Annotated in this window: 10 protein-coding genes; 6 read left to right on the forward strand and 4 right to left on the reverse strand. The window is 58.5% G+C overall.

From position 1 onward, the window contains the following. Window positions 1-103: 103 nt before the first annotated feature. The 4 genes from ACYQ2I_RS12320 to ACYQ2I_RS12335 all read left to right on the forward strand — a co-directional run bounded on the left by ACYQ2I_RS12320 (window position 104) and on the right by ACYQ2I_RS12335 (window position 5,390). Window positions 104-685 carry a GNAT family N-acetyltransferase gene (locus tag ACYQ2I_RS12320; RefSeq protein ID WP_460167319.1) on the forward strand — a complete coding sequence of 194 codons (582 nt, stop codon included), beginning with the start codon at window positions 104-106 and terminating at the stop codon, window positions 683-685. Between the two features lie 159 nt (window positions 686-844). Further along, window positions 845-2,089, forward strand: a complete 1,245-nt coding sequence (locus tag ACYQ2I_RS12325) for a M16 family metallopeptidase (protein ID WP_460167320.1) — start codon at window positions 845-847, stop codon at window positions 2,087-2,089. After that, window positions 2,076-3,314: a M16 family metallopeptidase gene (locus ACYQ2I_RS12330; protein ID WP_460167321.1), complete on the forward strand. Its 1,239-nt coding sequence runs from the start codon at window positions 2,076-2,078 to the stop codon at window positions 3,312-3,314. The genes ACYQ2I_RS12325 and ACYQ2I_RS12330 overlap by 14 nt, the downstream gene beginning before the upstream one ends. Window positions 3,315-3,527: 213 nt before the next feature. Next, the gene (locus ACYQ2I_RS12335) at window positions 3,528-5,390 is read left to right on the forward strand and encodes an aldehyde ferredoxin oxidoreductase family protein (protein WP_460167322.1); all 1,863 of its coding nucleotides are present in this window, start codon (window positions 3,528-3,530) and stop codon (window positions 5,388-5,390) included. A 110-nt stretch (window positions 5,391-5,500) separates the two neighbouring features. On the opposite strand, the gene ACYQ2I_RS12340 is transcribed toward ACYQ2I_RS12335, so the two are convergent. Then, entirely contained in the window at window positions 5,501-6,805 is a 1,305-nt protein-coding gene (locus ACYQ2I_RS12340) for a hypothetical protein (protein ID WP_460167323.1), read from the reverse strand. Between the two features lie 282 nt (window positions 6,806-7,087). Continuing rightward, entirely contained in the window at window positions 7,088-8,602 is a 1,515-nt protein-coding gene (locus tag ACYQ2I_RS12345; RefSeq protein WP_460167324.1) for a trypsin-like peptidase domain-containing protein, read from the reverse strand. A 350-nt stretch (window positions 8,603-8,952) separates the two neighbouring features. On the opposite strand from ACYQ2I_RS12345, the gene rnc reads away from it, so the two are divergent. Then, entirely contained in the window at window positions 8,953-9,780 is an 828-nt protein-coding gene (gene rnc, locus ACYQ2I_RS12350) for a ribonuclease III (RefSeq protein ID WP_460167325.1), read from the forward strand. Between the two features lie 65 nt (window positions 9,781-9,845). Beyond that, window positions 9,846-10,817, forward strand: a complete 972-nt coding sequence (locus ACYQ2I_RS12355; protein ID WP_460167326.1) for a hypothetical protein — start codon at window positions 9,846-9,848, stop codon at window positions 10,815-10,817. A gap of 189 nt (window positions 10,818-11,006) precedes the next feature. Here ACYQ2I_RS12355 and ACYQ2I_RS12360 read toward each other — a convergent pair whose 3' ends face one another. Beyond that, the gene (locus tag ACYQ2I_RS12360; protein WP_460167327.1) at window positions 11,007-11,390 is read right to left on the reverse strand and encodes a HesB/IscA family protein; all 384 of its coding nucleotides are present in this window, start codon (window positions 11,388-11,390) and stop codon (window positions 11,007-11,009) included. 234 nt (window positions 11,391-11,624) lie between these two features. Further along, window positions 11,625-12,788 (reverse strand): aminotransferase class V-fold PLP-dependent enzyme, encoded by a 1,164-nt coding sequence (locus tag ACYQ2I_RS12365; RefSeq protein ID WP_460167328.1) that lies wholly within the window; start codon window positions 12,786-12,788, stop codon window positions 11,625-11,627. Between the last annotated feature and the right edge of the window lie 21 nt (window positions 12,789-12,809).

The following is a 12,809-nucleotide window of genomic DNA, read 5'->3' on the forward strand; positions in this document are numbered from 1 at the left end:
CGAATTCCTTTAGTGGGCTAGAGTTACGTTAAACTGCGCAAGCGACGCCCCATCACGACTTCGGTATACGGCGATCGACGTTCTGAGCCTTGGACAGAGTTCAATGCACTGGGTGTACTTCAAGCGATATCGAATGGAAATCGCCGTGGCACAGGTGCGTCTTCCGCGCCCTCGGCTACCGCGGGGATATCGCTTCATACCGTGGCACCCCGACTTAATTGAACAACATGCTTGGGTCAAACACCTCAGTTTTCGGAATGAAATCGACGCCAACGTCTTCGCGTGTTTTCTCGAATACGATCGCTGTTTGCGACTGATGCGAGAAATCGCGTCGCGATCCGGCTTCTTACCGCAGGCGACCTGGCTGATCGCCCGCGAAGAAGATGTTGAAATCCCCCGACATGGACCGGCAGCGATCAAATACTGCGCTACGATTCAGGGAATCTTGAATGATCCCGAGTTGGGCGGCATTCAGAACGTCGGCGTGTTGCCGGAAGAACGGTGCCGAGGCCTGGGCCGCGCCCTGTTGCTTCAATCGTTACGGGGCTTTCAGGATGCCGGAGCGCGTCGTGTCTACCTTGAAGTCACCGCCGAAAACGAGGGTGCCATCCGGCTCTACCGCCGTTTGGGGTTCAAGACCACCAAGACGGTCTATCGGGTCGTCGAAGCTCGCTGCCCGCAATAGTCTCGGAAAGCCGACGCTTGCGCCGAGGCGTCGCCGTGGGCATGCCTTTTCTCCGGTTACCCCCTGCCGACAATTTTTTGCCGGTGTGCTAAGCTGAGGGTTCGTTCGTCCTTCCCAAATCGGTGATTTCGTGGACCAGGCAGCGAGAGGACAGCATCCGTGCCGGATCAGACTTTCCGCAGAGAATTCGACAACGGCCTGATCGTGTTGGGGGTGGACATGCCGTGGCTGTCGTCGGCAGCGTTTGCGATTGCCGTCCCCTGCGGCGCCGCGATGGATCCGGTGGACGGAAACGGCCTCAGCCACATGGTTTCCGAAATGGTACTCCGCGGCGCCGGCAAGTACGACAATCGCAGATTTATCACGGCCCTGGAAAACTTGGGGGTCGAATGGGACGACACGGTAGCCGCGGCACATACGTACTTCACCGGAGCCTGCGTTGCCGATCGCCTTCCACAGGCGCTGGAAATCTTTGCCGACGTGCTTCGGCGTCCGCGGTTCGATCCCGCCGAGTTGGAACCGGCCCGTGCGGGCATCTTACAGGAAATCCAAGCTGTGGAGGATGAACCGGGCGACAAGGTGATGCGAGCGCTCCGCCGTCGCTTCTTTCCGTTTCCCTGGGGGCGCCCGGCACTCGGCGAACGCGAAGTTGTCGAAAAGGCAACCCTGGATGACCTCATTACGCAATACCGCCGCAATTACCGTCCCAACGGCTGCCTGATCGGAATTGCCGGCAAGTTCGACTGGGACGACGTATGCGGCCACATCGAACGTTTACTCGGGGACTGGGAACCGCGCGGCGCTGCTATCCCCGAAGACTCTCCGGCCGAAGGTGGGATTCTGCACATTCCATACGATTCGCAGCAAACACATATTGCCGTCGCGTATCCTTCCGTACCGTACAGCCACCCTGATTACTTCCTCGCCCGCGGCGCCGTGGGAGCCTTAAGCGGCGGCATGAGCGCCCGCTTATTCACCGAGATTCGCGAAAAACGAGGTCTTTGCTACAGCGTGGGCGCTTCCTACCGGTCGTTGAAGCATGCGGCGGGCGTATTTTGCTACGCCGGCACGACCGCGGATCGCGCGCAACAAACGCTCGACGTGCTGCTGGCCGAATTGAAACGATTGGGCGAAGGCATTCTGCCCGAAGAGTTACAACGTTTGAAAGCCCGCGTCAAAAGCGGGCTTGTCATGCGGCAAGAATCGAGCAGTTCGCGGGCGGGCAATTTGGTTCACGATTACTATCACCTGGGCCATACCCGGACGTTGGACGAGCTGGCTGCACTGATCGACGGTTTGTCGCACGAAGCGATCAACGACTACCTGCGGCGTAATCCACCAAGAGATTTCACGATCGTGACCGTTGGCCCCGAACCGTTGGAGGTGTCCGGTGGAGTTCATTGAGCACACTTTAGAAAACGGCCTGCAAATCGTCGCCGAATGCAATCCCCGCGCGCACTCGTTGGCAATCGGTTTTTTCGTCCGCGCCGGTTCCCGCGACGAAAACGACGCTACTTCAGGCGTCAGCCACTTCCTCGAACACATGGTATTCAAAGGAACGCCGCGCCGAACCGCCGACGACGTCAACCGCGAGTTCGACGAACTCGGCGCGTATTACAACGCGTTCACCAGCGAAGAATTCACGGTCTATTACGCCGCCATATTGCCGGAATTCCAAACCGCCGTTCTCGATTTGTGGGCCGACATACTGCGTCCGTCGTTGCGTGAAGAGGACTTCAATACGGAAAAGGAGGTCATCCTCGAAGAAATCCATATGTACGACGACCAGCCCCCGTTTCGGGCCGACGACGAATGCCGTGCCCGCTTCTACGGCTCACATCCTTTGGCACGAAGCGTCCTCGGATCGACTGAAAGTATTCGGGCGCTGACCGTCGACGCCATGCGGGAATACTTCCACCGTCGCTATTCGCCGGGCAATATCAAGATCGTCGCGTGCGGACGCGTCGATTTCGACCTTCTGGTTACTGAAACGGAAAAACGTTGCGGTGACTGGGAACCGGTCGAAACTACGCGTGTGCTGGAAGATCCGGACACGGCTTGCGGCGAAGAACGCCTTGTAAAGCCGGCCGCCACGCAGCAATACGTGGTCCAATGGAGCAAGGCTCCGCCGAGTAGTTCCGAGCTGCGATACGCGGCACACATCGCTGCGAACATGGTGGGCGATGCGGCGGGAAGTCGCTTGTTTTGGGAATTCGTCGACACGGGCCGGGCCGAATCGGCCTCGATGGGATACCACGAGAACGAAGACACAGGCGTCTTCGCTTTGTACCTGAATTGCGATTCCGAGCGACTCGACGAAAACCTCGAACGCTGCGATGCGTTGTTGGCAAGCCTTCGCAGCGACGGCTTCGGTGAAGACGAACTCGAAAAGGCGAAGAACAAGATCGCTGCGAGAATCGTCTTGGGCAGCGAGCGGCCTCAAAACCGATTGTTCGGCGTCGGACTCGAATGGATGCTCACCGGACGCTATCACTCGGTCGAAAGCGACCTGGAGATCGTTCGGTCCATCACCTTGGACGACGTGCACCGCGTGCTGGAGGAGTATCCGCCGGACCGGCACATGCGAGTAGTCATCGGCCCGCCGAAAGCTGCCGGTGTTTCGGCCTGAGCTTGGATCCGGGCTCGCTCGCGACACAAACGCGAATCACGAGTCGGCCGATATTTTCCCGCAAATGCGAAACACCGTCGAAATGCTTGACGACGGCAAAGCGAGTCCCTTATACATGAGGACAATCGGCGCCGAAGTTGCGGAGTGCGGCATCGTTGCGACGACGGAAACGCCGCCAACGCGAAGTACCATGCCAAGAAACGGAGGATCGCCATGTCGGTACCGGGCACGATGGGCAAAATACTGATCGTCGATCTCACCAACGGCGAAATTCGCTCGGAAACGCCGCCGGACGAGGTATACCTCAATTACCTTGGGGGATACGGCTTGGGCGCCTACTATTTGTTCCGCATGCAAAAGCCCAAAGTCGATCCACTGGGGCCCGAAGCACACCTTGGGTTTTTCACGGGCCTGCTGACCGGTACCCGCGCGATCACCGGCAACCGATATTTCGTCGTCGGTAAAAGCCCTAAGACCGGAACCTGGGGCGACGCCAACTCGGGCGGAACGTTCGGCCCCAAGCTCAAAGCCGCAGGCGTCGACGGGGTGATCTTCTACGGCATCAGTCCGAAGCCGGTCTACCTGCTCATCGAAAACGGCGAAGGGAAATTGCTTCCGGCCGACGAGTGGTGGGGTAAAGACACAAACGAAACGGAAGACTTGTGCAAAGAAAAGTACGGCAAAGAGGCCGGGATTGCCTGCATCGGACCGCCGGGTGAACGCCAAGCCCTGTTGGCCTGCATCATCAATGACAAGGGGCGAGCGGCCGGTCGCAGCGGTCTCGGAGCCGTCATGGGCTCGAAGCGACTGAAGGCGGTCGTCGCCGTCGGCAACCAAGAGGTCACGATGGCCGATCCCGACGGGATGGCCGAAGCCATCAAAAAACATCGTGAGGTCATGAAGACCGTCGGGATGTTCGACGTGCTCAGTGAATACGGCACGGCCGGTATCACAGCGGGCGCCGTCGCTACCGGCGATGCACCTATCAAAAATTGGGCTGGAACCCCCAAAGATTTCCCCACGGCGAAAAAAATCAGTGACGACGCAGTCATTGCAATTCAACGGCGGAAATACGCGTGTTGGCGTTGCCCGATCGGCTGCGGCGGCGAAACCGAAGTCCCCGAAGGAAAGTATGCCGCGAAAAACCACAAGCCGGAGTACGAGACCCTCGGTACCTTCGGCACGATGACGCTCAACGACAACGTCGAGTCGATCAACAAGGCAAACGAAATCTGCAACCGCGCCGGGCTGGATACCATCAGCACCGGTTGCACGATCGCGTTCGCAATCGAATGTTTCGAACGGGGAATCTTGACGGCCGACGATACGGGCGGTCTGCAACTGACGTGGGGGAATCACGAAGCGATTGTCGAATTAACGCAACAAATTGCCGACGGCGTCGGCTTCGGCAAGGTCCTTCAAGACGGGGCCAAGGTGGGTGCCGAACGCATCGGGCGAGGCTCAGAAGAATACGCAATTCATATCGCCGGCGAAGAAGTGCCGATGCACGATCCCCGCCTGAATCCCGGCCTGGCCGCCAGCTACAAAATGGATGCCACCCCTGCACGCCACACCCAAATGAGCGCCTGGTCGGTCGAAGGACAGTTCGCCCCGCCGGGGTTGTACGACAAGAAAGTCGATCGCTACGATCCCAAGGGTAAAGGAAAAATATATCGGCTGGTCAGCAACCATTATCACACTTCGGCGTGTGCCGGCTTGTGCATGTTCGGCTGGAGCTGCCTGAGCGCCGATGCCATCTGTGATTGCTTGACGTATACGACAGGCAAACAATTCACGCTGGAAGATGTCGACCGAACCGGGTGGAGAATCGCCAGCTTGCGAATGGCCTTCAACATTCGCGAAGGGGTCCGCAATGTCGATTTCCAACTGCCGAAACGAATCATCGGTCAGCCGCCGCTCGAAGACGGCCCGCTCAAAGGCGTGACCGTCGACGTCGATACGCAGGTGCGGGAATACTTGGAGGAAATGGGCTGGGATACGACCACCGGTGTTCCCAAACCCGACACTCTGAAATCCCTCGGCCTGGAGTTCGTCTGCGAGCAACTCTCGGCCTAGGTTGGTGCCGAGCCTCAGCACAGCGAAAGCGAATGAGGGGACGGCGCGACATGTGCGTCGTTCCCTCTTTTTATGGTTCGACTGCACTATCTAATTTCCGACGGCTTGCGCTATCGCCGTTTTGCCTCGACGGCCTGACCGGCCGAACTCCCGAAGAAACGGGTCAGAAAGTGCGGATGGAGCGAAAAATCGCAGTGAATCGTGCTCCCCACGATATTTCCTGCGCCGATCCATTCATACTGAAATCCGTTTTCGCGGATCAATGATGTGCCCAAATCGATCGGTTCAAACCACCACTTGGGGTTGCGATAACCTCGGATCACTTCGCCGCGTCTGCCCAACCAAGTAGGGCGTTCGATGGTCAAAGTGATCGGCGCAGGCGGCTCCGGTTTCATCGCACGGTGCGCGGTTGCGGGCAAAATGCTCGCCCCGCTTATTCGTCGTCCGTTTTGCAACTGAACGTCTTGACAGAGCCAGGCTGCTCCCGCGCCTTCTGCGTAGATGGGCTTCCCGGCACGAACGTGGCGACGGAGGGAAGCGATAAGACAATGATTCATCGCGAGTCGCGGCAGGTAATCTTCGATGACGCCGCAACCAAAGTAAACGACGTCGGTTCCAGGCGGCAACGACTCACTCCGCAGCGGTGAGAAATCAACGATACGGGCCCCCTGACGAACCAACGAGTCCAGGGTCTGCGGATAGTAACAAAAAAAGGCCTCGTCGCAAGCAATCGCAATCGTTCGCTTCCGGCCGATCGTTCGTAACGAATCGCACGTGCCGCGCTGTTCGATCGGCGAACATCCCAAACATGTCCGCCACATCTGATGCGCATTCCAATAGGCCCAGCGCGGCGTTCGCTTGGCGGACGCCGTTCGGGCGGCACGCCCCTGAGCAGCCAGAACTCCGAGAACCGGGACGCCGAACCTCGCTTCGAGTTCCGTCACCAACTCAACCGGTACATCGGAAATGTCGGCTGCTGCAAGCAAGCCCGCTGTTTCGGCAGGAAACGGTTGTGTCGGCAGCGTGCAAAGATCGCTGATCGCGAGCGCCACGACCAAGGGCAGCCCCAATTCTCTCGCCAACGCAAGCAATGCAGGATCGACCTGCGATTTACAATCCCAATGGTTTCCAGGGCCGGGCGGCGATGACACGACGACCGCCACATCGGCTCCCTGCATACCCCGAATGATCGCTTGAACAGCCTGCTCGGCCGACATCAGCCAACGATCCAGATGCCGCGGCCTCGTTCCGGAAAACGCCGCCAGTTCTCTGAATCCGCGAAACTCCGCCCGCGTAAGAAAACACTGCGGTTGAAGACCGGCTCGCCGCAGCGAGATCAGAAAAGCACCGACAAGCTCCATGCCGCGGGTGTCGCAACCATGCACCCCCAGGGCAAGACGGGGAAACGCCGGCATACGGGAGCAAACTCCTTTCGACACCAAAACGCGACAAAAGCCCGGTCGACCGACTACAGCCTCACGTCGAGCCTACGGCCTACCGGATTCCATATGTGTCATCCGAGGCACCTTTCCGCGAATGACTACAGAAAAAATCATATTTCGCTTGATATGCCCCTGTTGCCGAATCACGTTTTCCGCTCATTTTCCATAGAAAACGCCGCGGCAGGGCAACGGCATTGTTCGCAGGGCTCTGTTCAGAGTCAAGACGCGCCGAGCAGGCGACGGACCAGCTCTCAATTATTCCGCGGATTTGAGTCGAATGACTTGACGCCCGCTTCGATCAGCCACTTCGAGAACGATCCCCCGCGTCAGATCGGCGGTTTCCAAAATCGCCAGAAAGGCGTCGACATCGGCCACACGGGTTCCCTCAGCCCGCAAGATGACCATACCCGATCGCAGCCCCGAGCGATGGGCCGGCTTGCCGCTTTCGGCGCCGATCACAACAACACCCCCGAGCGCATCGACACCCAGCGTTCGCCCTAAAGCACGGTCGTAATCGCAAATCATCAAACCAAGCTCTTTGTCGTAGTGGCGTTTGCGCGGCTTGTCGGGAGTTTCCGAGGAATCTTCATCTTCCAACCGACGAGTAAGCTCCGTCGTCTCGGGCATGATTTCCACCGAGATCGACAACGTCGATCGTTTGCCGTCACGAACGATGACTAGTTCGTGCGGTTTGGAGAGATCGGCGCGTTCAACGACCTCTTGCAAGTCGCCGGGAGCCGCCACCGGCACCCCATCAAACGAAAGAATCACATCGTCGACCAGAACTCCGGCCTTGTCGGCCGGACTCTCGCGAAATACGCGATTGACGATCACGCCCTGTCCCAAAGGCACACCCAGCAATTCGGCATCCGGCGGTGTCAGCTTGTCGATCGATACGCCGATGTAAGCTCGTCGAACCTTTCCATGTTCGAGAAGCTGCTGCATCACCCACTTCGCACGATTGATGGGGATGGCGAATCCGATTCCTTGGTACCCACCGTTGCGGGAAAAGATCGCCGTGTTGATTCCAACGACTTTCCCGTCCAAGTCGACGAGTGGTCCGCCCGAGTTTCCCGGGTTGATCGCTGCGTCGGTTTGCAGGAATCGGGCTCTTCCGACCGAGGGTAACGTGCGATCCCGTGCGCTGATGATGCCGGCACTTACGGTGCCTTCCAGCTCGAACGGACTGCCGACGGCGATGACCCAATCGCCGATATCCAATGCATCCGAATCGCCCAATTCGGCGGCGTTTTCCAAGGGAGTCTCAGGATGAAATCGTACGACGGCCAGATCGCTGTCGGGATCCGATCGCACATCGTCGGCGGGGTACACACGACCATCGGGCAGCTGGATCGTGACCGTGTCCGCATCTTCGACGACGTGGTGATTCGTGAGCACGACACCCTCCGGATCGACAATCACTCCGGAACCGAGCCCCATTTCCCGGTTTCCATCATTCGGGATCCGAGGCCCGCCGAACAAATCCGAGAGAGGATCCTTAGCTTTACGTTGTTGGCTGGTTCGCACCTGGACGACGGTCGGAATCACCGCTCTCGCGGCATTACGAAACGCTACCGAGAGGCTCTTCGCCTGAGCAACCGCCTGTTGATTCGTTGTCGTCGGCTCACCGCCACACAGCGGACTTTCGTGCAGCAAGACCATCGCCACGCCGACCACTGCGATCAATCCCCAAGAAAGCGCGCAAGCCGCGACACCACCTCGTCGGTCGTTCCGGAGGGGCAACGAAGGTTCCGTCCAGTGACGAGCCATGCCTTTTCTCCTTGTCTTCTCAAAAAAGATGTGGGCGTAACTCGATCAGCCCGGTCGCCTTTGGTTGGACAAATTCGCCGAAACCCACCAGCCGTCCAACAATTGTACACCACCGGAGGAAACCGAGGCGTAAACACCCTCGCGGGCCGCAACCGTCCTTCCCATGGAGGGAGCACCAAGGTTTGGCCATGTTGGCTTTCGCGATATACTTAAGAGAGATTTGCTGCGATTGTCGATTGTACCGAACGACGGGACTGAATCGTATCGAATGAACGCTGGAACGCACCGGGCAGATCGACGACCGCGTCGGTTTGCCCGGCCCGTTCCCGTGGAACGAGCGGGAGCAGCCGATGGACCAAACGGATGCGCGAGCCGAAATCGTTGATGAAAAGCTGGAACAATGCCAAGCGAGGATCGGATACCGTTTCACGAACCGTGAATTGCTCCTATCTGCCTTGACGCACGCGTCAGGAGCCGACTCTCGATTGGCCTCCAATGAACGACTCGAGTTCCTCGGCGATGCCGTTCTCGGGTTTACCGTGTGCGACGAACTCTATCGGCGTTTCCCGGTGGAGCTCGAAGGCGAGCTGACACGCCTCAAATCCATCGTTGTCAGTCGCAATACCTGCGCGCGCGTCAGCCGACGGCTCGGGCTGGAAGAATGCTTGATCGTCGGCAAGGGTATGAGCGGTCGAACGTCGCTGCCTTCCTCATTGTTGGCCGCCGTACTCGAGGCGATCATTGCGGCCATTTATCTCGACGCGGGCATCGAACCCGCCAGAGAGTTCATCATGCGAGCAATGGCCGACGAAATCGATGCTGCTGCGTCGAATGCAATCGGCAAGAATTTCAAATCGTTGCTGCAACAACTTGTGCAGCGGGAATACGGGACCACACCGGCATATCTGGTGCTCGACGAGAAGGGCCCCGATCACAACAAGAACTTCCAAATCGCCGCGCAAATCGGCAATCGCCGCTTTCCGGCAGCCTGGGGCAAGAACAAGAAAGAGGCCGAACAACAGGCGGCTTGCAACGCTTGGAGCATCCTCATGCAGGAACGGGGAGAAACGGTCGATCCGGCGATGAGGGAAGGTGCGCACGAACAACTCGACGGCAAATCGCCGATTCCAACGGAAAACAACGAAACACCTCCGGGAACGGACAAAAACGAAACGTGAAATTGGTCGGATCTACGCCGATCGCCGGAAGGTCGTTTCGATTCGCAAGAAAAGCGAGGAACACGATGGCACGTGCAATCGTTCTCATGTCGGGCGGATTGGATAGCATGCTCGCAGCCCGCATTCTTCAGCTCCAGGGACTCGATGTAATCGGCTTCAATTTTCGTATGCCCTTCAACGGCAGCTCCAAGGGAGCAATGCGGGCGGCGGCCGATTTGGGCGTACCTTTGATCGCTCATTACGTCGGCGACGAATACATGGAGGTCCTCCGAAATCCGAAACACGGTTACGGAAAAGGCGCCAACCCCTGCCTCGACTGCCGCTCCTATTACCTAAGTTTGGCCAAAAAGCTGATGGACCAGTACGACGCGTGCGTCGTGGCGACGGGAGAGGTTGTCGGTCAACGTCCGATGAGCCAGAAGTTTCGGGATATGGGGTTGGTTGCCGCTCAAGCGGGTCTCGAAGGCCGCTTGCTGCGTCCGCTGTCGGCAAAACGACTCCCGCCGACGATTCCCGAACAGGAAGGCATCATCGATCGGAACAAGTTGTACGACTTCAGCGGGCGAAGCCGGAAGGCACAAATCCAATTGGCAAAGGAACTCGGCCTCAAACGCATCCCCGACGCCTCGCCGGGCTGCGTTCTGACCGAAGCATCCTTCGCCCCGCGCATTCATGATCTATTTGCGCATGATCGCCATGCGACACTTTGGGACGGTGAAGTGTTGATGATCGGAAGGCACCTGCGCAAGGATCCTTCCGTCAAATACGTGGTCGGACGTGACGCCAAAGAAAACAAACGTCTAGAGATCCTATTCCGTCGCCGTCGTCGTTCCGATTGCGCGTTGATCTTGCCCGGCAATTTCATGGGACCGTACGTATTGGCGATCGGCAAGACCGACGACGATGCCCTGGCCGAAGGGGGACGATTGGCAATCCGCTTCACCAACCGCGACGTCCCCGATCCCGCGGAAGTCGACGTCGTAACCGATGAAGGAATGCGGCGGATTCAGGTCCTCGAACCGGTATTGAAAGATTGAACGAGGCGGATACCGCTCGCCCGGCGTAGAACGCGTTCGCGGCACTCGACGGCGTCCAGCGGTCGAATGCCGTGTCAAGAACAAAAGACGCGGCGGGCAGGCCGTGCGGTACCCACCCACCGCTGACGCGAAACGGTATTTTCTTCGTCGGCCTTATTCGCCGACGGCGAATACAAACCTCGGCACTCGTCAGTTCCCGCAACACGAACCGCCGCTTTGCGATTGTGCCGGCGCGTCTTTCGCGACACCGAACGACGAACCGCAGCCGCAGGTACGGACAGCCATCGGGTTGTTGAACACGAACCCACGCTTCATGAGCGAGTCGTGGTAATCAATCACGGTTCCACTGAGGTATTGCAAGTGCTCTCGCGACACTGCAATGCGAACGCCGCTCTGTTCGCAAAGTACGTCGTTCTCGGCGTCCGCCGATTCATCAAACAACAAAGAGTACTCAAACCCGCTGCAACCACCGCTGAGAATTGCTACCCGCAGCACGGTCGAATCGGGCAAATCGTTCTCTTGCATCAACCGTTTGACTTCGCCGAGAGCCTTATCTGTCAATGTGACGCTCATCGATGATCCTTGCACGCGTTTGTTACATCGAAATCCCGGAATGGGGGCGATTCGGACGAGCCTCGGCCCCTCCAACAGCATCTGATTGCTGGAATACTACGTTGCACCGGAAAAAAGTCAATTGCCACAGGAAAAACAGGCACAAATCAACAGGACCGCGATTCACGGGAAAGCGACGCGAAGCCGCACGCCGTGATTCCAAGCAGAAAGAAAAGACGACTCGGCCGGTCGAAGCTACGGCGCATGCCCGGCGATTTGTCGCAGGGCCTCGACTGCGGCGTCGATCTGTTCGTCGTCGTTGAACGGTCCGAAACTGAAACGCACCGTTCCCGTCTTCTCCGTCCCTAAAACGCGGTGAATCAACGGTGCACAATGCACCCCCGATCGGACGGCGATACGGAAGTGAGAAGCCAACAATCCGGCGACCTCGTCAGGGGTATATCCTTGGACCACGACACTCACCACCGCCGTTCGATCCACGGTATCCGTCGGCCCGACGACGGATACCCCCGAGATCGTCGCCACGCCTTCGAGGAACCGGGCCGTCAGCCGCTGTTCATGGGCCGCGATCGCGTCCAGGCCTCGCTCTAAGACGAAGTTCAATCCTGCCGCAAGGCCGGCCAATCCCGGCGCATTGAGCGTGCCCGATTCGAAGCGGTCGGGCAATTCAGAAGGCTGACGATCGTCGTCACTTTGTGTTCCCGTCCCTCCGAAACGCAAAGGCGTCACGCGGTCTTCGATTCCCGAGCGCATGTACAAGATGCCGGTTCCCAGCGGACCAAGGAGTCCCTTATGGCCGGGTGAGGCCACCATATCAACCTGCCATGCACCGACATCGATCGGCACGTGCCCGAGCGACTGCGCCGCATCGAGCAGGATGAGCAGGTCACGACCGTGGGGCAAACGTCGCAGTTTCTCGCAGATCGCCTCGATCGGCAGAATCGTGCCGGTCACGTTCGAGGCGTGATTGAGTACGACGAGCTTCGTTTCGGCCGATACGGCCTCCACTATCGACGCAACAGAAACCCGCCCCAAAGTATCACAAGGCACGCGACTGACGCGCACACCGCAGGCTTCCTCCAACCAGCGAAGCGGTCGAAGCACGCTATTGTGTTCCGTCACCGTCGTGACTACATGATCGCCCGGCCGCACGACTCCTCGAATCGCCGTATTCAATGCGTCCGTACCGTTGAAGGTAAACACGATCGATCCGTCGCCTCCGCCGATGAAATCGGTCAAATCACGACGAAGCTTTCCAATGACGGCATCGACCGGCAACCCGGCACCACGTCCCGGCGCGCCGAACTCGCGTTGTGTTCGCTCGACCGCTTGATAAACGGCTTCCGGCTTGGGAAAAGACGTTGCCGCGTTGTTCAAGTAGATGACGGCTTCGTTCATCGGCATCCTGATAGAGAATTT

The sequence above is a fragment of the Thermostilla marina genome, from assembly GCF_054657455.1.

What these genes read in the sequence shown, in the direction of transcription:
- ACYQ2I_RS12355 (WP_460167326.1), top strand. Translation starts at nt 9,846, where the DNA reads ATGGCACGTGCAATCGTTCTCATGTCGGGCGGATTGGATAGCATGCTC.
- ACYQ2I_RS12340 (WP_460167323.1), bottom strand. Translation starts at nt 6,805, where the DNA reads ATGCCGGCGTTTCCCCGTCTTGCCCTGGGGGTGCATGGTTGCGACACC.
- ACYQ2I_RS12365 (WP_460167328.1), bottom strand. Translation starts at nt 12,788, where the DNA reads ATGAACGAAGCCGTCATCTACTTGAACAACGCGGCAACGTCTTTTCCC.
- ACYQ2I_RS12345 (WP_460167324.1), bottom strand. Translation starts at nt 8,602, where the DNA reads ATGGCTCGTCACTGGACGGAACCTTCGTTGCCCCTCCGGAACGACCGA.
- ACYQ2I_RS12320 (WP_460167319.1), top strand. Translation starts at nt 104, where the DNA reads ATGCACTGGGTGTACTTCAAGCGATATCGAATGGAAATCGCCGTGGCA.
- ACYQ2I_RS12335 (WP_460167322.1), top strand. Translation starts at nt 3,528, where the DNA reads ATGTCGGTACCGGGCACGATGGGCAAAATACTGATCGTCGATCTCACC.
- ACYQ2I_RS12360 (WP_460167327.1), bottom strand. Translation starts at nt 11,390, where the DNA reads ATGAGCGTCACATTGACAGATAAGGCTCTCGGCGAAGTCAAACGGTTG.
- rnc (WP_460167325.1), top strand. Translation starts at nt 8,953, where the DNA reads ATGGACCAAACGGATGCGCGAGCCGAAATCGTTGATGAAAAGCTGGAA.